The 20,096-nt window shown below is 50.3% G+C and carries 19 protein-coding genes; all 19 read left to right on the top strand.

The window, feature by feature from the left end; genetic code table 11:
* Positions 1-362: 362 nt before the first annotated feature.
* The 19 genes from NYE70_RS16325 (at position 363) to NYE70_RS16235 (ending at position 19,939) form a co-directional block, all read left to right on the top strand.
* Positions 363-1,361, top strand: coding sequence for a helix-turn-helix transcriptional regulator (locus tag NYE70_RS16325; RefSeq protein WP_341046919.1), 999 nt, complete (start codon positions 363-365; stop codon positions 1,359-1,361).
* A gap of 53 nt (positions 1,362-1,414) precedes the next feature.
* On the top strand, positions 1,415-1,954 hold the full coding sequence (locus NYE70_RS16320; protein WP_211023093.1) for a GyrI-like domain-containing protein: 540 nt from the start codon (positions 1,415-1,417) through the stop codon (positions 1,952-1,954).
* Positions 1,955-1,977: 23 nt separating this feature from the next.
* Positions 1,978-2,745 carry an N-acetyltransferase gene (locus NYE70_RS16315; protein ID WP_213653580.1) on the top strand — a complete coding sequence of 256 codons (768 nt, stop codon included), beginning with the start codon at positions 1,978-1,980 and terminating at the stop codon, positions 2,743-2,745.
* 136 nt (positions 2,746-2,881) lie between these two features.
* The gene (locus NYE70_RS16310) at positions 2,882-3,325 is read left to right on the top strand and encodes a MarR family winged helix-turn-helix transcriptional regulator (RefSeq protein WP_211023091.1); all 444 of its coding nucleotides are present in this window, start codon (positions 2,882-2,884) and stop codon (positions 3,323-3,325) included.
* 170 nt (positions 3,326-3,495) lie between these two features.
* Complete coding sequence (locus NYE70_RS16305; protein ID WP_341046916.1) at positions 3,496-3,897, top strand: DoxX family protein; 402 nt, start codon at positions 3,496-3,498, stop codon at positions 3,895-3,897.
* Between the two features lie 22 nt (positions 3,898-3,919).
* Complete coding sequence (locus NYE70_RS16300; protein WP_341046915.1) at positions 3,920-4,540, top strand: nitroreductase family protein; 621 nt, start codon at positions 3,920-3,922, stop codon at positions 4,538-4,540.
* Between the two features lie 13 nt (positions 4,541-4,553).
* Complete coding sequence (locus NYE70_RS16295; protein WP_341046914.1) at positions 4,554-5,504, top strand: ring-cleaving dioxygenase; 951 nt, start codon at positions 4,554-4,556, stop codon at positions 5,502-5,504.
* Positions 5,501-6,109, top strand: coding sequence for an alpha/beta hydrolase (locus NYE70_RS16290; RefSeq protein WP_211023087.1), 609 nt, complete (start codon positions 5,501-5,503; stop codon positions 6,107-6,109). The genes NYE70_RS16295 and NYE70_RS16290 overlap by 4 nt, the downstream gene beginning before the upstream one ends.
* A 30-nt stretch (positions 6,110-6,139) precedes the next feature.
* Positions 6,140-6,751 (top strand): flavin reductase family protein, encoded by a 612-nt coding sequence (locus NYE70_RS16285; RefSeq protein WP_341046912.1) that lies wholly within the window; start codon positions 6,140-6,142, stop codon positions 6,749-6,751.
* A gap of 116 nt (positions 6,752-6,867) precedes the next feature.
* Positions 6,868-7,851, top strand: a complete 984-nt coding sequence (locus NYE70_RS16280; protein WP_341046911.1) for an aldo/keto reductase — start codon at positions 6,868-6,870, stop codon at positions 7,849-7,851.
* Positions 7,852-7,879: 28 nt separating this feature from the next.
* Complete coding sequence (locus NYE70_RS16275; protein ID WP_211023084.1) at positions 7,880-8,356, top strand: small multi-drug export protein; 477 nt, start codon at positions 7,880-7,882, stop codon at positions 8,354-8,356.
* A gap of 258 nt (positions 8,357-8,614) precedes the next feature.
* Entirely contained in the window at positions 8,615-10,162 is a 1,548-nt protein-coding gene (locus NYE70_RS16270) for a response regulator (protein WP_211023083.1), read from the top strand.
* A gap of 15 nt (positions 10,163-10,177) precedes the next feature.
* Complete coding sequence (locus tag NYE70_RS16265) at positions 10,178-11,995, top strand: sensor histidine kinase (RefSeq protein ID WP_341046908.1); 1,818 nt, start codon at positions 10,178-10,180, stop codon at positions 11,993-11,995.
* Positions 11,996-11,998: 3 nt separating this feature from the next.
* Complete coding sequence (locus NYE70_RS16260) at positions 11,999-13,540, top strand: response regulator transcription factor (protein WP_211023081.1); 1,542 nt, start codon at positions 11,999-12,001, stop codon at positions 13,538-13,540.
* Between the two features lie 125 nt (positions 13,541-13,665).
* The gene (locus NYE70_RS16255) at positions 13,666-15,372 is read left to right on the top strand and encodes a sugar ABC transporter substrate-binding protein (protein ID WP_211023080.1); all 1,707 of its coding nucleotides are present in this window, start codon (positions 13,666-13,668) and stop codon (positions 15,370-15,372) included.
* Positions 15,373-15,449: 77 nt separating this feature from the next.
* Positions 15,450-16,409 (top strand): ABC transporter permease, encoded by a 960-nt coding sequence (locus NYE70_RS16250; RefSeq protein WP_211023079.1) that lies wholly within the window; start codon positions 15,450-15,452, stop codon positions 16,407-16,409.
* A gap of 2 nt (positions 16,410-16,411) precedes the next feature.
* Positions 16,412-17,359, top strand: a complete 948-nt coding sequence (locus tag NYE70_RS16245; protein ID WP_211023078.1) for a carbohydrate ABC transporter permease — start codon at positions 16,412-16,414, stop codon at positions 17,357-17,359.
* Positions 17,359-18,924: a glycoside hydrolase family 43 protein gene (locus NYE70_RS16240; RefSeq protein WP_341046904.1), complete on the top strand. Its 1,566-nt coding sequence runs from the start codon at positions 17,359-17,361 to the stop codon at positions 18,922-18,924. Before NYE70_RS16245 ends, NYE70_RS16240 begins: the two co-directional genes overlap by 1 nt.
* A 1-nt stretch (position 18,925) precedes the next feature.
* Positions 18,926-19,939, top strand: coding sequence for an endo-1,4-beta-xylanase (locus NYE70_RS16235; RefSeq protein ID WP_341046903.1), 1,014 nt, complete (start codon positions 18,926-18,928; stop codon positions 19,937-19,939).
* The last annotated feature ends 157 nt before the right edge of the window (positions 19,940-20,096 follow it).

Genomic DNA, 20,096 nt, shown 5'->3' with positions numbered 1-20,096 from the left:
TTACGATATATATTCTTATGGGAAAAGAACCCGGCATAGGTGCCGGGTTCTTTTTTGTTAAATACAGGATGTGTAAGGTTAGAAAATGTAAGTTTAAATTGAGGCTGGTGCTGGCGCGCGGTATTAAATATAAATAACTGTAAAACCTCCAGCTATTTTCTCGGATTATATGGAATATTGTTCAACAGGGCCAAATTAGATGCATCTTTTCCAGCTAAATTAGTCTCCTACCCTATTTAGAAACAAATTAGCTGGAGGAAATACAGTTAAATGTTAATCTCAAATAGGATTTTAGCCATCAAGGGACGAAATTAATGGGTGTAAGCTCATGCCATGATTCGTGACATGATTTCATGACATGATTGAGTAACCGAGTAGAGAAGGTGCATACTGAGGTGAAAACGGAACGCTTGTTAGCCATGACGGTCCTGCTGCTGAACCGGGGGCGGATGAGCGCCAGAGAGCTCGCCGAACGGTTCGAGGTGTCCGTCAAGACAATTTATAGAGATATGGAAACCCTAAGCCTGGCGGGAATTCCCGTAACGGCCCTGCAAGGGACGGCCGGCGGTTTTGAGATCATGGATCGATATACGCTGGACCGGCACTTGGTCTCGCAAGGGGAGATCGCCTCGCTGCTTGCGGCCCTCAGAGGGGCAAGCCAAGCGTTAGAGGACCGGACTTATGCGGATCTGCTTGAGAAATTCAAAGCCCTGTTGCAGCCTTCCGGGAAGACCGCCTGGGAGTCCGGCGGTTCCGAACTGGTTTTTGACTTTCAACCCTGGGGTCAAGGGCCGGCGATAAAGCAAAACGTTGCCATGTTAAGACAGGCGATTGTGGACAAGCGATTGGTCCGCTTAATTTACATACATCAGGACGGAACTGAACATATCCGCGTCGTTGAGCCGGCATCCTTAATTATGAAAGGCTCGGTATGGTACCTGCAGGCTTATTGCCGGATGCGCGGTGATTTTCGAGTGTTCCGCCTTTCGCGGGTCATGGAATTTTCCTTGTTGCAGGAGTGCTTTAATCCTCGCGAGGCTCCCGTATTGGACGGTTATAGCTGGGATCCGGCCTGGTCCCGCAAAGATGAGTGCGAGGTGAGTCTGATCTTTCGGCCCGAAGCCCGCTACCGCATAGGGGACGTGTTTCTCCCGGAACAGATTCGGGTGCAGGAGGACGGGAATATCTTCGTCCAAGGGGTGTTTTCCCGGGATGAGTGGTTTTACTCCATGCTGCTCAGTTTTGGCGATCTGGTCAGGGTGTTGACCCCCGGTTCGCTGGTACAGGAAATGAAATTGCGGGCGGAGCGGATTGTCCGGCTGTATGAGAGCGATCCTCCGATTTCTAACTGGACATACTGATGTCCACATTCCCGAATTACAATGGACGTAGGAATGAAGGGAGACTATATAAGATGCCAAAAACCTATGTTCAACAAAAAGATATCAGACTGACCGGGATCAGCGTACGGACGACGAATGCGGAGGAAGCAGGGCCGAATGGACGCCTTCCGGAGTTGTGGGACCGTTATTTTCGGGAGAGGGAGATCATCGCGGCGGCTGCCGGAGAGAACGGAACGGGAAATAATACGCTCTATGCGCTTTATACCGATTATGAGAGCGACGCTTCGGGAGCATACACGGTGATCATCGGTCATGAGCAAGGGACAGAGAAAGCTGGGGATCAAGAGCTGCACGAGTCCGGAATTGAATACACCGATCTCACTAAGAGCGGCTTGCTGCAAGCCGTTATACCGGCCTCCGAATTTATCGTATTCGAGACCCGCAGGGGTCCGGTACAAACCGTAGTGGCGGAAGCTTGGGGACGGATATGGGCTTATTTTGAGGATGCGCAGGAAAAGCGGGCTTTTACCGGAGATTATGAGCTTTACGACTTGAGGGACTTCGATCCCGGGAATGCGGTCGTTTCGATATATATTGCAGTACAATCCTAAGCTTGGATAAGGGAGGACTAAGCATGGAATTCATGACCATGACGCCGGAGCTGCTGGAGACGGAGCATATTTGCTGTGCCTTGGGCGCCAAAGCTTATGAAGAAGCGGTAAGCGGCAAAAAAAGCTGGCTGAAGGACCGGATGGCTGAAGGTCTCGTCTTCTACAGGTTAAATGAGCGTGCCAAAGTGTTCATCGAATATCTTCCGGCTGAAGCGGCATGGGTTCCTGTGGATGCCCCCAATTTTATGATGATTAATTGTTTGTGGGTTAGTGGAAAATATAAAGGTCAGGGCTATGGACGCCGTCTTTTGGAGCATTGCATTGAAGATGCCCGGAACAGGGGGATGGACGGGATTGTGCATGTGCTTGCCGGCAAAAAAATGCCTTATTTGAGCGAACGCAAGTTTTTCCTGCACCATGGCTTTCGGATCGTTGACGAGGCAGGCCCTTACTATGAATTGGCCGTGCTGCAATGGAACGATTCCGCTCCGCAGCCGCTTTTTCGCCAGGAGGCCAGGTCGCTTGCCGTGGATCAACCCGGGATCGTCGTTTACTATACGCAACAGTGCCCGTTTGCCTTCGGCGTATTGCAAGAATGGAGAGCTGCGGCTGCGGAACGAGGCATTCCCTTTTGTGCGCATCTCTTGAACTCCAGGGAGGAAGCGCAGCGGGCACCGGTACCGTGGACGACCTTCGCCTTCTTCTATAATGGAAAGTATGTCAGCCATGAAATGATGAGCCGGGGAAAGTTCGAACGGATGCTTGATGGGATGCCAGGCGGGAATCAATAATTAGCCGCTTAGGCATCTTTTTTTAAATAGCGCTTGACAATAGATCGAAAATAAATTATCTTAATATCAAGATAAATGACATCGAGATAAAACAAATTGAGATAAACGCTGAGCATACGCTAAGGAGGAATGCAGCATGACTTATAATCAGGAGGATGCCCTGAATCTTCATATCGCCTTATCGCGGGCCAGCCAATGGGTGAATGCCCATACGGACCGGGATATCCGGCAGCACGGTTTAACCCGTACGGAATTCGGCGTTTTGGAACTGCTCTACCATAAAGGCTCTCAGCCGATTCAGCAAATCGGCGGTAAAGTACTTATGAGCAGCGGCAACATTACTTATGTCGTCGACAAGCTGGAGAAGAAAGGCTATGTTCGCAGAAGAGCTTGTGAGGAAGATCGCCGCCAGACCTTTGCCGAAATCACGGAGGAAGGCTCGAGATTCATTGAAGAGGTATTTCCCAAGCATGCGGAAGTGATCGCTAAGGCAACTGAGGGACTGAATGCAGAAGAGAAGAAGATCGCTTCAGACCTGCTGAAAAAGCTGGGGAAGTATGCCCAGGAGGGCTTCAAATAGCGGACCAACTGATTAGCGGGTGAGTTGGGTGGTGTAGGAACACACGAACCCCGAGTCGATACAGAGCCGGGATAGGCCCGGAGGAAGGAAGGCTTGGGGACTCTTTTCAGATCATATATCTTAATATCAAGATTCTTTATTTAAAATTATAATCAAAGGAGAAATGAATGATGAGTATAGCATTGGGCTTGTTGATTTTACGGTTGGTGGTCGGGTTATCCTTTATGGCGCATGGGGCGCAAAAGCTGTTCGGTTGGTTTGGCGGCTACGGTCCGAAGGGGACCGGAGGATGGATGGAATCGCTGGGATTGAAGCCCGGGGTACTGATGGCCGTAATGGCTGGAGCTGGAGAATTTATCGGCGGGCTGCTGTTCGCGGCGGGATTGCTTACACCTCTCGGTGCTGCGCTGATTGTGATTACGATGATCATGGCGATCGTTACGGTGCACGGCAAGAACGGATACTGGTCCACGGCGAACGGGTATGAATACAACTTGCTCATTATCGCGGTTGCCCTTGGCGTAGCTTTGATCGGTGCCGGCGATTACTCGCTGGACGCTCTGTTGTACTAATTCGGAAAGAGGAGACTGTGAGATGAGCGAATTTATTGATTTACTAAAAAAACGCCGGTCGGCCAACAAATTTTTGAAAGACGTGGAAATCCCGGAGCAGGATCTGGATACGATCTTCAATCTGGTCAAGTACGCGCCTTCGGCGTTCAATTTGCAGCATACCCGTTATGTCGTGGTCAAGGACCCGGAGCTTAAGGAAAAAGTATACGAAGTCGCCAATAAACAATATAAGGTGCGTACCGCATCCGCCGTGATCGCCGTTCTGGGAGATCCTAAGGCTTACAAGGACGTAGCCGCGTTAAATGAAGGGCTGTTGAATTTAGGAGTCATCAATAAACAAGAATATGATATGACGGTTGAATCGACGCTCGCTTTCTACGAGGAGCGGGGAGAGACGTTCCAACGAGAGGATGCGATTCGCAACGCCAGCCTGTCCGCAATGCAGATGATGCTGATTGCCAAGGAGCTGGGTTGGGATACTTGTCCGATGATCGGATTTGATCCGGATGCTTTGAGAGAAGCACTGGAGATTCCGAGTGATTACGTGCCGGTCATGCTTGTCGCAATTGGCAAAGAAGACACATCCAGTCAGCGTCCGCGCGGCTACCGGAAGCCGGTCGCCGAATTCGTTAAATACGTATAAGGAGGAAAACAATATGTCACAACGCACAGCAGGAATTCATCACGTTACCGCTTTTGTACAAAATGCTCAGGAAACCGTCGATTTCTATTCAGGGGTGCTTGGTTTGCGCCTCGTTAAAAAAACTATAAACTTTGATGCTCCGGAGGTATATCATCTGTATTTTGGCGATGAGAAGGGAAGCCCGGGCACCATCATTACATTCTTCCCGGCACCGGGTTCACGGCGTGGCCGGATCGGGGGAGGTCAGGTCGGGGTTACCACCTATGCCGTACCGGAGGGTACTCTTGATTTCTGGCATCAACGATTGCTGAAATTTCATGTGTCCGTCGAAACGAGAGAACGTTTCTCCGAGAAAACCTTGCTTTTCCGGGACAACTCCGGATTGCTGCTGGAGCTCGTCGAACGGGCGGAAGATCCCGCAAGCACCTGGGCGTTCGGCGGCGTCCCTGTCGATAAAGCGATTAAAGGGTTTGGGGGAGCTGTCCTTTACAGTGTGTCGCCCGATAAAACGGCCCATCTTCTGGAGCAAGTACTTGGAATGGAAAAAATAGGACAAGAAGGGTCCTATGCACGATTCAAATCGGAGGGGAATTTAGGTAATATTATCGATATCAACATCCAGCCCATGGAATACGGTGCCGGTGGTGCCGGAACCGTCCATCATATCGCCTGGAGAGCCAAGGATGACGGGGATCACGTCGCTTGGAGAAATAAATTGGCGGGCCTCGGGTATCATGTCACGCCGATTGTCGACCGCCAGTATTTCAATGCCGTATACTTCCGTGAGGAAGGAGGCATCCTGTTTGAAATTGCCACCGATCCGCCGGGATTTGCCCGGGATGAACCTGCAGATAAGCTTGGCGAGAAGCTGATGCTGCCGGATTGGTACGAGGAACAGCGGGCGCTGATCGAAGCGAACTTGGAACCGATCGAGGTTCGTATATTGAAGGAGGATAAGGAATGAAGCATATTTATCAGCAAGGAACCAATGCGGAAGCGCCGGTGCTGGTGCTTCTGCATGGTACCGGCGGAACGGAAAGGGACCTGCTTCCGTTGGCCGGGATGATCTCGCCGCAATCCTCGGTGCTCAGCATCCGGGGGAATGTGCTGGAGAACGGCATGCCGCGCTTCTTCAAACGGCTGGCGGAGGGTGTATTCGATGAGGAGGATCTCGTGCTCCGCACGAAGGAGCTCTATGATTTCCTGGATGAGGCGGCCGAAACTTACGGTTTTAACCGCCGCAACCTGGTGGCCGTCGGCTACTCCAATGGCGCAAATATCGCCGGAAGCCTGCTGTTCCATTACAGCGATGCGCTGCGCGGGGCGATTCTGCACCATCCGATGGTGCCGCGTCGGGGCATTCAACTGCCGGATCTCTCGGGAGTGCCCGTGTTTATGGGAGCTGGACGCAATGACCCGATCTGTCCGCCGCAGGAATCGGAAGATCTGGAACAGTTGTTGAGCGAGGCGGGAGCTGTCGTCAACCTTCATTGGGAGTCCACCGGCCACCAGTTGACCGGATCGGAAATCGACGCCGCATCGGCTTGGTACCAACGGACTTTTTCGTAACGTAACTGTACCGTAAGGAGTGAATCCACCATGCTATCCATCGATCCGAATCTGCAAAGCGAGCGGGACAATTACAAGCTGTTGACGGGCAGCATCATCCCTAGACCCGTTGCGTTTGTAACTACGCTGTCCGGGACCGGCGTGTTAAATGCGGCGCCATTCAGCTATTTCAACATCGTGACGGCCGACCCGCCGATGATTTCGGTATCGGTCCAGCGCAAACAGGGTCTCCCCAAGGACACGGCCCGGAATGCGATGGAGCTGGGCGCCTTCGTCGTCCACATTTCGGATGAGTCCAACATCGAGCAGATCAATGAGACGGCGGCCGCGCTCCCTCCGGACGAGAGCGAGATCGCTCTGGCGGGATTGACGCCGGTTCCGAGCGAGAGCATTCCGGTTCCGGGTGTCGCCGAGGCGAAGGTCCGGATGGAATGCGTGCTGGAACGGGCGATTCAGCTCGGCGGCACGGCGGAGCAACCGGCGGCCGATCTGCTGATCGGGCGGGTGGTCCGCTTCCATATCGCCGAATCCGTGTATGAGGGCGGGCGGATTACTGCCGCGGAGCTGAAGGCGATAAGCCGGCTCGCGGGCAACGATTACGCCGCCCTTGGGCCGGTCTTCTCCATTCGCCGGCCGGAATAAGATTGTAAGTCAAGCAGCGTTTTCCTGTAGCCGTGGTTGCAGGAAAACGTTTTTTTGATTAATCTCATAGAGAACGAGTTTTAAATTATGAAGATTTAAATCAGGAGGGAAGACAGATGAAGTATCGGACATTGGGAAATACAGGGCTGAAGATCAGCGAGGTCAGTTTCGGGACGTGGGGAATTGGCGGAGACTGGGGAGGCTCGGATGATGCCGAGGCGCTGCGGGGCCTTGATTATGCCATTGGCCAGGGCGTCAATTTCTTCGATACCGCGGACGTTTACGGCGGAGGTCATGCGGAGGAGCTGCTGGCGAAGGCGACCAAGGGCAAGGAAGACGAAGTACATATCGCCACCAAGTTCTGCCGGGCAGGAGACATTCATGACCCCCGCACCTACTCCGAAGCTTCGATCCGTGAGTATTGCGAACGCAGTTTAAAGCGCTTGCAGCGGGAGCGCATCGATTTGTACCAAATTCATTGTCCTCCTTTTGAAATATTGAAGGATGGCCGGGTGTTTGAGGAATTGGATAAGCTTCAGGCCGAAGGCAAAATACGCCATTACGGCGTGAGCGTCGAGACGGTGGAGGAAGGGTTATTCTGTCTTGATGTTCCCGGCGTGAAGGCGCTGCAGGTGATCTTTAACCTGTTCCGGCAAAAGCCGGCCGAGCAGCTGCTTCCTAAGGCCGAGCAGTCGGGGGTCGGCATTCTTGTCCGATTGCCGCTGGCCAGCGGGCTGCTGACCGGCAAGTTTACGAAGGAGACGACGTTCAATTCGAACGATCACCGGAACTTTAACGCCAACGGCGAGGCATTCAATGTGGGCGAGACGTTCGCGGGGCTGCCGTTTGCCAAGGGCGTGGAGCTGGCATCCGGGTTGTCCTGGATCGCCGAAGGCCGGGGCGACATGGCCCGCGCTTCGATGCGCTGGATTCTGGATCATCCGGAAGTCAGCTGTGTGATCCCGGGCTTCAAGAACGTTCGCCAGGTCGAAGACAATTTGGGTACGCTGGAGGTACCGTCTTTTACTCCTGAAGAACTGGAACGCATACGTGATTATTATCTCAGCCAGGTGGCAGAGCATATTCGCGGAGCATATTAAGATATACAAGAGGGAGTGAGAGAAACGAATGCTGGAATGGGCAGAACAGACGGACGGAATCTGGCAATACGTCGCGCTATTCTTGTTGGCGGCGGCGCCTTGGCTGGATGTATTTATTGTCGTTCCGGCCGGTATTGTATGGGGGTTATCGCCTGTCGCCGTCGCGGTCGTCGGTTTTGCGGGCAACTTTATCATGATCGTACTGCTGGGACTACTATTTCATACTTACCGGAATTGGCGGGATAAGCGAAGGTTGAAGAAGGGAATTGTTGAGGAGAGCAAAAGGGAGACGAGAGCGAAGAACCTGTGGGAGCGCTTTGGTCTTCCGGGGTTGGCGCTGCTGGCGCCGGTGCTCGTAGGCACGGATCTTGCGGCTTTGATGGCGTTGACCTTCGGCTCCTCACGCACCCGGGTGATCGGCTGGATGGGTGTCAGCCTGGCGGTTTGGACGGTCATCATGACGCTGGGGTCCGTGTATGGATTCAGTTATATTAACTGGATCTGACCGCATGACCCGATGAGCGCAAACCATAGGCTTACCGAAAAGTAAATAAAGACAATCAAATGGCGGTGCTATGGAGATATAGATAATCTATGCACCGCCATTTTGTATATTCTTGGTGCCTGACGAACCAAAAGGTGCCTTCCTCCAGCCAGGTTCGCTGCATGTTTTAGTTTTCACTACCATACAAGTATGGTAGCATTAACTTGTGAGTACGCTTTCATGGGAATTGAAAAGTTCAACTGAAGGGGCGGATAAAAAATGATGAATGTGCTTTTGGTAGATGATGAGCCCTGGGTGCTGGAGGGACTCCGCACCATGGTGAATTGGGAGACTCACGGGTTTCAGGTATGCGGGGAAGCTCTGAACGGGCCCGATGCCCTCAAGATGATCCAGGAACTGCGGCCTGAGCTTGTCGTTACCGACATCAATATGCCTGTTCTGAGCGGCTTGGAGCTTGTGGAACAATCCAACAAGACGCTGACACGGCCACCCAAATTTGTCATATTAAGCGGGTATGACAATTTCAACTACGCCCTTACAGCAATGAGACACAAGGTTACGGAGTATTTGCTTAAGCCGATCGACGAGGAAGAGATCGGAACTATATTGGAGCGGGTAGGGAGAACGATCCGGGAGGAGCTTGCCACGGAACAGAACCAGAGCCGCGTGCAGTTCCTGTTCACGAATAATCTCCTGAACCGGTTCATCCAAGGGGAATATAACGAGAATTTGGAACGGCAGGCGGTACGCTCGCTGGATTTGGAGCCTGGAGCCAAGCTAACCTGCGTACTGATTGAAGCCGTTCCTGGTACGGATGATTTAAGACATCGGGTACGGGAATATTTCTCGAAAGAGAGGGACCGGTCGTTTCTGGACAGCGCGGGAAGAGTCGGGGTGATCCTCCCGGTGGATGTTTACTCTTCGGCGCGCCTGGAGGAAATTGGCCTGCGGATGCACAGGGAGCTTTCCGCCGATTTGAATCGGCCTGTCATTATAACGTTTAGCGATTCACGGGACGGAATCCCGTCCATTCGGGAATTGTATTTGCAGGCGCTGGAGGTCGTTAAATGTAAGCGCAGTCATGGCAAAGAGGGCGTCTTTTACTATAAATATTGCAAACAACCGGCAGGAGCGGACGATATCTTCAAAGAGAAAGTAAAGCAGCTGATCGAAAAGGTGCTTGCTGATGATAAGGACAAGATTCGCTGTCTGGTTGATGAATTACAGGCCTTTTTTGTATCCGGGCTGTACAGCATCGAAATCGCCAAGTCCCATATTGCCGATCTGGAGCTGACGCTGTGCAATCGGGTTGCGGCCAAGAACGGGGAACCCGATGCTTTAATGAAAAGCATGTGGGAACAGTACGGCAGCTTGACAGGCATAGACAACTATCCCGGCCTGAAGAAGTACGTGCAAGCTCTATGTCTGGAGGCGGCCTCGCTCCTTTCCCGGCTAGACCTGCAAAATGAGAACAACACGATTTTTCATGTCATCCAATACGTGGAACGGGAATACAAGAACAAGCTGCAGCTTCAGGACCTGGCTAAACATTTTCATATGAACGCCACTTATCTGGGGCAATTGTTCAAGAAAGAAACCGGCAAGCCGTTCAACGAATATCTGAATGAGAAGCGGATTGAGGAAGCGAAAAGTCTGCTCAAGCGAACGCAGATCAAAATATCCGAGGTTGCGCTGCAGGTGGGCTATCCGAATACGGATTATTTTATTAGCAAATTTAAGAGCAGCACCGGGATGCTGCCTTCGGCATATAAACACGAGGCTGAGAAGAAACAGGCAGATCAATAGCAGGATGGTGCGCAAATGTTGAAGAGGCGATTCAAGTTCAGAAAAATTGTAAACGACATACCCTTGAATTATAAATTTATTCTGATTTACCTGATCGGCGTACTGCTGCCCATTATCATTATTAATCTTGTTGTGATGAACCGCATGTCTGACCTCATTAAGGCTCGGGAGCAGCAGAACCTTGAAATCTCGCTGGAACGGGCCAGAAAGGACATCCATGATTTCATGGACGGCGGGGTGGCCGTCAGCCATGCCCTGAATACGGATAAGACGCTCTATGAAATGATGGACCGGACTTATAAATCCGAGGTGGATTTCTACGAGACGTTCGATGAACAGCTTCGCAACCGAGTAAGCAACTATATTCCGGTAAACAATCAGCTCCAACGGATCGGCATCTACACGAACAATCCCACGATCGTGTCGGGGGGCAATTACCATGTGATTGATGATGAGGTTCGAAACAGCGATTGGTACCGGTTATGGAATGAATCCAGCGACCCGGTTCTGGTGGCCGCCTACCGGGCAACCGAAGTGAGTAACCGGACCTCAACGGTCCCTTATTTAAGCGTGATCGAGGAATTGGATTACTTCGACGTTTACGATAGATATTTCAAATTGCTTCGTATCGATATCGACCTCAGTAAAATTTATGACGTAATTGTCCGGGAGCAGAAGTACTTGGATCTGTACTTGGTCAACGAACATAACGAAATCATTATGTCGGCAGAGAGCGGCTATCAGCGGGAAGTTACCGATAACTATCCATTATTTCAGTTAACCGGCGATCAGAAGGATAAAGACGTTCGTACGGTGTCTATCGGTACGGCCCGGTACGTAAAGGGCTGGAAGCTGGTCGGCGTTCCACAAGGCAAGAGAGTGTCGAAGGCCATGTTCGAAATGCAAGTATCGATCGGCGTGCTTGCCGCGGTAATTACGTTGTTTACGTCCGTTTTTATTTATATCATGCTTAGATCTTATAATTACCGGGTGAAGAGGCTGTCCCGGCACATGCAGAAGGTCACGAACGAGAAGTTCGACCTGATTCGGATCGATGAAGGCCGCGACGAGATCGGCGGATTGATTCAGAATTTCAATATGATGACCGCGCGGATCAACTCCCTGATCAACAATGTTTATAAATTGGAGATTCAGAAGAAAAGCCTGGAGATGGAGCGGGTACGGGCGGAGTTGAATTTCCTGCAAAGCCAGATGAATCCGCACTTTCTGTTCAACACGCTGAATGCAATTCTCGTCGTCTGTACGAAATACGAGTATTCCGAAGTTACGGATATTATCAAGAGCCTGTCCAAGCTGCTCCGGAGACTGCTTAGCTGGAAGGAAGATCTGGTGACCCTGGAGGAAGAGATCCTGTTCACCGAAATGTATCTCAAGATCGAGAAGTTCAGATTCAGGGATAAATTTGAATACAGGTTTGATATATCAGAGGATGTGCTGCATTACAAGATTCCGAAGATGAGCATTCAACCGCTTGTTGAAAATTCCTGCAAGCACGGCATTCAGGCCGTGGACGAGGCGGGAATCATCACGATCAGCGCGGAGCTCGCCGACGGTCGGCTTCGAATTGCCGTTTCCGATAACGGAAAGGGGATCGAGCCGGTCAAGCTAAGAGAAATGATTCTTGCCGTTCGCAGCGAGAATGTCTCCGGCAACAGCATCGGAATTCGGAATGTATACCGCAGACTGGAGCTTTATTATGACGATCTGGTCCGTTTTGACATTGTGAGCCAGCCGAATAAAGGAACGGAGGTCTCCTTTGAAATTCCCATCAAACAACTAAACCAACAAGAAGGACTGGACAAGGGGGAATAAAGCATGCGCTTTAAAGTGATCTTGATCGATGATGAACCCGCTGCGTTGGAAGGCATGCAGTTATGGATCGATTGGGAGAAGCTCGGGTTTGAAATATGCGGCACCTGCAGCAACGGGGCCGAAGGTTTAAGAAGCATTGAGGAGCTGAAGCCGGACCTCGTGGTCACCGATGTGAATATGCCGCTGATGGACGGACTGGAAATGATCGGCGCTTGGCAGAAGAACGGTGATCGGAAGGTCAACTTTGTCATAGTGAGCGGATACAGCGAATTTGACTATGCGCGGAGAGCAATGAGCTTCGGCATCCTGCATTATTTACTGAAACCGATCGACCAGGATGAAGCCGAGAAGGAGCTGCAGACCGTTTATCAGGAAATTCTGCACGAATACGAACGCCAACAGATCAGCCAAGTTGCCTCTTATGAAGAAACTGTCGGCCTGTTAAAGAAATTGGTAACCAAAGAGCCGCCTACCCAGAGCGAGCTGACGGTTCTGGAACGTTTGTCCGGCATCCGGGAGACCTGGAATCTTTGCCTGGTGAAATGCGATCCGCCGGTCTACTCGCAGCTACGGGAAACGGCGGCTTCGTTGTTGTCCGATCGGGAAGGTATTTATCTGATTGATCTTGAGATGCATTGCTTCGGTATTGTTTTCGGGTATGATCCTGCAAGGGGACAGAGGGACGAATCGTGGGAAATTTTAAGGGAGCTGTCACAGATCTACTCCTCTTATCACGTCTTTATGTCTGTTGGGGCCGGCGAATCATCGCTGTTCCATCTGCAAAACTGCTATAGGACGGCTAGAGAAGCAATCGTTCATAACTTTTACGATCCTGCATACGCCGCCATCAAGGAGTATGAGGCGGTCAGGAGCTGCCGATTTCAGTACGACTACGACCAGATCCGGCTGATCGACGGCATAGCGGGCGCGATGAATCTGCTGGATGTCTCCGGTTTTGAGGAGGCGGTGGAATCGGCGGCGCGAAGTTTCCGGGAGATGGAGATTGTACCGGAGATCGTCAAGAAAATCGTGATTCATTTGATGTACAAAATCATGGAGTATTTACGGGAATCGGACGGGGAACAGGTCGAGTCCCTGTTAGCGAAATATAATCTTCTGCTTTCGGGGCTGTCGGACGCCGTGCTTCTCCTGGATGACTTAATGGGCCATCTGCTTAATTGCGGCAGGGATACAATCCAAATGATGCACCGCGAACAGTCGCTCAAGTCGCAAGGCATTATTCAGGAGATCAATGAATACATCCGCGGACATTACCGGGAAGCTCTGACCATCAAAAGGCTGTCGGAGGTTTTCTATTTGCATCCGGTATACCTGGGGCAGCTTCTGCAGCGGAAGAACGGCATTAGCTTTAACGAGTTCGTCCACAACCTTCGGATCGAAGAAGCCGTCACACACCTTAAGCAAAATCGGCAAAAAAACAGTGAAATCGCAGAGAAGGTAGGTTACGCCAATTACGGCCAATTTTTAAAACAGTTCGAAAAAAGGATGGGTATGTCCCCAAATGAATTCAAAAACAGGAACTAATATTTTTAGGGGTAATGCTTTAATTGCGATATAGTTCCAGTTTGGCAGCGCTTTTACAATAAAGATAAGTTACATGAAAGGGCTTTCAAGTCTAGATGTAACAAATATATTCGGAGGTGCTTTACATGGGGGGCAAGTCCAAATCGATTTTCCGGCTTGGCGTAATCATGTTGTTATCGCTCAGTGTTATCCTGTCGGGATGCGGCGGCGGAAATAACAAAGTTGCAAATTCCGGAAAAGGCAATAACGGCAATAGCGGACAAGTAACCGGGGAGAATGCCGCAAATGGAGTGGAACCGTTTGAAATTTCTGTTTTCATTGGTCAGCCCGACCAGCAACCAACACCCGACAACAAGATCTACAAATTAATTAAAGAAAAGACAGGCGCATCTTTTAAATTCGAGTTCCTGGCAGGCGACATTGACCAAAAGCTTGGCGTTATGATCGCAGGCGGCGACTATCCGGACATGATGACAGCGAATCAAAAGCTAACGGCGGCAGGCGCGTTTATCCCGCTCGAAGATTTGATTGAAGAACATGCTCCGAACTTGAAGAAGCATTATGAGAAGTACTGGAACATGATGAAAGACCCTAACGACGGTCACATTTACAATCTTCCTAACTACGGTGCGACGAATGCAGACGTTAACTCTTCCTGGTATTCTGGTCCAGCCTTCTGGATTCAAAAGGACGTATTGGCAGAAGCAGGATATCCACAAGTTAAAACATTGGATCAATACTTTGACCTGATTAAAGAATACAAGGCAAAACATCCGGAAATCGACGGAACGCCGACGGTTGGCTTTGAAATTCTGAACTATGACTGGAAAAACTGGGGTCTGTTTAACCCGCCTCAGCATTTGATCGGTCATCCGAATGATGGCGGCGTAGTCGTTAAAGACGGAGTAGCAGAAATTTTCGCCGATAAGGACTTTGCAAAACGTTATTATCAAAAGTTGAACCAAATGAATGCCGAAGGCGTCATTGACAAAGAAACGTTCACTCAAAACTTTGACCAATATATGGCCAAACTCTCCAGCGGCGCAGTTCTGGGTATGTTTGACCAACACTGGAACTTCCAAAAAGCAGAAGACGTACTGATTACCCAAAAGAAAGATAATCGCACCTACGTCGGTCTTCCGCTTGTATTTGATGAAAGCATCAAGGATCATTACAAAGATCGTCCGGCTCTGAACCTGAATAACGGTTTCGGCATTACTGTCAACGCATCCGAAGAACAACAAATTAGAATCATCAAGCTGTTGGATACGTTGATTCAAGAAGATTGGCAAAAAATCTTGGCCTGGGGTATCGAAGGCGAAGATTACATTGTCAAAGACGGCCGCTTCATGAAAACGCAAGAACAACGCGATCAGTTTACCGATGCAACCTGGAAACTGGCGAATAAAGCCGATTCCTTCTTCGGTCAAGCTCCAAAAATGGAGGGTTTATTCTCGGACGGAAATGCTACCGACGGCGCTGCTCAGCCTGAGGAAATGCAGGCTGCTTTGAGAGATTATGATAAGGAATTCCTCTCCAAATACGGATACAGCACTTATGTTGACTTCTTCAGCCCGGCTCCTGAGAACGATATTGCCTACCCGGCATGGTCTGTTGATTTGGTTGACGGATCTGAGGCAAAAATCGCAAACACGAAGCTAAACGAGTTGCAAACGAAGTTCTTGCCAAAGGCAATCCTGGCAAAACCGGGAGAGTTCGACAGCGTATGGGCTGACTATGTCAATGAAATCGGCAAAGTCAACATCAAAGCCTACGAAGACCGTATTAATGAAGTGCTGCAATGGAGAAAGGACTCTTGGACAGTGAAATAAGGTTTTGAATTGGAAAGTGGGAGGCGGTCATAAGCCTTCCACTTTCCGAAATAATAGGTTTTGGGGAGAAAAAAACTATGGAGCAGACCTTGAAGAAAAATCGAGCCGATCGGACGCCGAAAAAAGATAAGAAAATCACCTGGTCCCTCATCAAGGATCAGAGCCAGCTGATTTATATGTCCGTGCCTCTGCTGGCGTACATCCTATTGTTCGCCTATTATCCGATCTGGGGCTGGACAATGGCTTTCCAGGACTACAAACCGGCTAAGGATTTTAGCGATCAGAAATGGGTAGGATTTAAGCATTTCGAGTTTCTATTTAAAGACGACAATTTCTTGCAGGTGTTACGCAATACGTTGGCGATGAGTGTCATTAACCTGATTCTAGGGTTTACAACCGCTATTATATTGGCGTTACTGTTGAATGAAATCAAAAAAATATTTTGGAAAAGAACCGTACAAACGATTTCCTATCTTCCGCACTTTTTGTCCTGGATTATCGTTACCGGGATTGTGGCGACAAGCTTGGCTTCGGACGGGATCGTCAATGATGTTCTGATGAAGCTTCACCTGATTAGTGAGCCGATCCAATGGCTCAGTCATGGCAAATACTTCTGGGGAATCGTCGGGGTGTCGAATGTTTGGAAAGAAGTCGGCTGGAGTACGATTATATATTTGGCTGCGATGTCATCCATTGATCCGGCGCTTTATGAAGCCGCGGATATTGACGGTGCAAGCCGTTACCGGAAAATGTTCCATGTAACATTGCCGGGTATCAAGCCTACAATTATTATTCTGTTGATTATGCAGGTCGGCCATATTCTGGAGGCGGGTTTTGAAATTCAGTACTTGCTTGGCAACGGTCTCGTTGTCGACTGGTCGCAAACGATTGATATATTCGTCCTGAAATACGGGCTCGCTCAAGGCAACTATTCCTTAGCAACTGCTGCCGGTATATTTAAAACGGTCGTTAGTGTGACGTTGCTCCTGATTGCAAACGGAGTCTCCAAACGACTAGGGGAAGAGAGGCTATTATAGTTATGGCAAACCAAACCATCAGCCCTGGACCGGCATCAACTGCCGCAGTGTCTAGACCTATCGGAAGAAGCAGACTTGAACCAATTCTTTTTAATACGTTTAATACCTTGTTTATGATTGGTCTTGTTATTGTTACACTATATCCTTTCCTGAATACGATCGTCGTTTCCTTGAACGCAGGGAACGATACGATCCGCGGTGGCATCTACCTCTGGCCGAGAGAATTTACTTGGCAGAACTACAAGGCGGTATTCGCTTCGGGAACGATCTATAACGCATTCTGGATTTCCGTGGCGAGAACGGTGCTTTCGACGCTGCTCAATCTGGGTCTGACGACCATGCTGGCTTATACACTGAGCCGGAAGGAGTATGTGTTCCGCAAGCCGATTACCCTGGTTTTTATCCTGACAATGTACTTTAACGCCGGTCTGATTCCGGGGTACTTCCTGATGAAAGACTTGCATTTGCTTAATACCTTCTGGGTATACGTTATTCCATCGATGATCAGCGCATTTAATATGATCGTCATCCGGACCTATATCGGAACGATTCCGGAAAGCTTGGTTGAATCGGCGAGAATCGACGGGGCCGGAGATTTTAAAATCTTCATCCGGATTATCTTCCCGCTTTGTAAACCGGTGTTGGCTACCATTGCGTTGTTCGTAGCTGTAGGTGCCTGGAACTCCTGGTTTGATGCATTCATTTACACTTCATCTCATCAAGAGCTGAGTACGCTGCAATATGAATTGATGAAGCTGTTATCATCCAGTATGAACTCGAACAGTAATCCGTCAGTTGCTAACGGCATCGGAGTGAAAACCGACATGGTTACGCCGATTTCGATCCGTGCCGCGGTAACCGTCGTAGCCTCTGTGCCAATCCTTTTGGTATATCCGTTCATGCAGAAATACTTTGTAGTCGGACTTAACGTAGGGAGCGTAAAAGAATAATGACTAAACCATCGATAACCTATTCCAACCCGGTACTTCCGGGATTCTACCCCGACCCGAGCATCGCTCGGGCCGGGGATGATTATTATTTGATATGCAGTTCCTTTGAATACTTCCCAGGAGTGCCGATCTTTCACAGCAGGGATTTGATTCATTGGGAGCAAATCGGGCATGTGCTGGATCGGCCCAGCCAGTTAAATGTAGCGGACCGAAAAAGCTCGGACGGTATTTATGCGCCGACTCTAAGATATCATGACGGCACTTTCTATATGATTACCACGGATGTGCGGGGGATCGGCAACTTTTATGTAACGGCTACGAATCCGGCGGGTCCTTGGTCGGATCCGATCCTTGTTCCGTATGGCGGCATTGATCCGTCCCTGTTCTTTGACGATGATGGCAAAGTGTATGTAACTGCTCAGCAAGGCGCGGACTATGACTCGCATGCGATTCAGTATGAGATCGACATTGCTACAGGTAAGGCTTTGTCCGAGCCGGTCGTCATATGGAGAGGCGATGGCGGGCCGTGGACGGAAGGGCCCCATTTGTACAAAATAGGCGGGAAGTATTACATCATGACCGCCTCCGGAGGCACCGCGAAGGAGCATCGGGAGATTATAGGCCGGGGCTCCAGCCCTTATGGGCCGTTCGAATTGTATGAACATCCGATTTTGACACACCGCGGCATTGAACATCCGATTCAATATTTGGGACACGCCGATCTGGTGGAGGACGGCAATGGAGACTGGTGGGCCGTATTTCTTGGAGTGCGTCTCGTCGATTCGGGCTATAGCGTGCTTGGAAGAGAAACTTTCCTCGCGCCGGTGATCTGGAATGAAGAGGATTGGCCGATGATCGATAACAATGAGGGCACCGTGAACCTTGAAATGCGGGTAACGCGGCTGCCGGGGGGTTCGTCGACAAAGGCGCGGACGACGGCGTTTTCGGAAGGCAGCGACGATTTTGATAAAAGCGAGTTATCGCATAGTTGGACGTTCCTTCGCAATCCTGCAGAGGGAAGCTGGTCCTTGGAGGAGCGGCCAGGTTGGCTTACTTTGCGCGGACAGTCCGCAGGGCTGAGTGATGTCGGTCAGGTGGCTTTTGTCGGCAGAAGACAGCAGCATGTACAAGCGGAATGGAGCACCTATCTTGATTATGGTTCGATCATGGACGGGGAAGAGGCCGGAATTTGCGCCAGAAGAGATGAGGATGCCCACTACGAGATCTTCATGAAGCAGGAGGCCGGACTGAGAACGATCGGTGTCAGGCTGACGGTGAGGGGCGAATGGTTGATGGCGGCCGAAGTGCCGACGGATTCCGACGGAGTGTATCTAAAAATTCGTTCCGATGTCACCGAGTATTCGATGTACTATTCGTTGGACGGACAGGAATGGATTAAACTTAGCGGCGGGCCAGCCCGAGCCTTGTCACCGGAAGACTTTGTAAACAAAATGTGTTTTACCGGTATTGTCATCGGCCTTTACGCCAGCGGGAACGGAAAGACCGCTTCAGGCAAGGCTCATTTTGACTGGTTTGTAACCCGGCAGACAAGAGGAGGTAATTGAAGTGAGTTCAACCGAATCGACGGTTCCTGCTCTTAAGGATTTGTTTGCAAATGATTTCCGGATCGGTGCGGCGGTCAATCCGCACACGATCCGGACGCAGGAGAATTTATTGGCACGTCACTATAACAGTATTACTGCAGAGAACGAAATGAAGTTTGTCAGCGTACATCCGGAGGAAGGAACCTATACTTTCGATGAAGCCGATGAACTCGCCGCCTTTGCCCGCAAGCACGGTATGGCCTTGCGCGGCCATACCCTGGTTTGGCATAACCAAACCGGCGACTGGCTGTTCAAGGATAGCCAGGGCGGACCTGCGAGTAAAACCTTGCTTCTGGAACGGCTCCGCTCCCATATCCAAACCGTGGTCGGTCGCTACAAGCAGGATATTTATGCGTGGGATGTGGTGAATGAAGTGATCGCCGATGAAGGCGACGCTTTGCTCCGCCCGTCGAAATGGCTCGATATTGCCGGTCCTGACTTTATCGCCAAAGCGTTCGAATACGCTCATGAGGCAGACCCCAATGCGCTGTTGTTTTATAACGATTACAACGAATCTCATCCGCACAAACGCGACAAGATCTATACTTTGGTCAAGTCGCTTCTCGAACAGGGAGTTCCCATTCACGGGATCGGTTTACAGGCCCACTGGAACCTGTTCGATCCTTCTCTGGATGACATCCGGGCGGCTATTGAGAAGTATGCCTCCTTGGGATTGCAATTGCAGCTGACGGAGCTGGATATGTCGGTATTTGAGTTCGAGGACAAACGGACCGATCTCCGGGTGCCTGCCCCGGGTATGCTGGAACGCCAGGCCGAACGGTATGAAGCTGTATTCCGGCTGTTGAAGGAATACCGCGAGGTGATCAGCGCGGTTACTTTCTGGGGAGCCGCCGATGATTATACGTGGCTGGATGATTTCCCGGTGCGCGGCCGGAAAAACTGGCCGTTCTTATTCGACGAACAACACCAGCCCAAACCCGCTTATGACCGTTTGGTCAACCTCACCGGGAACTGATTCCTAGAGATCTGAATAAGAGATCTGAATAGAAGATCTGATTAGGAAATCTGAATAGAGAATCTGAATAGAAGATCTGAATAGAAGATCTGATCAGGAAATCAGAGCAGGAGATCAATATAGCAATACAGTACAAAGGAGCGCCCCCTAAAGGGGT

Source organism: Paenibacillus sp. FSL R5-0407 (genome assembly GCF_038009185.1).
In the GTDB taxonomy this organism is placed as follows: domain Bacteria; phylum Bacillota; class Bacilli; order Paenibacillales; family Paenibacillaceae; genus Fontibacillus; species Fontibacillus vini.
The sequence above is the reverse complement of the archived record's forward strand: the minus strand, read 5'-3'. Positions and strand labels throughout refer to the sequence as shown.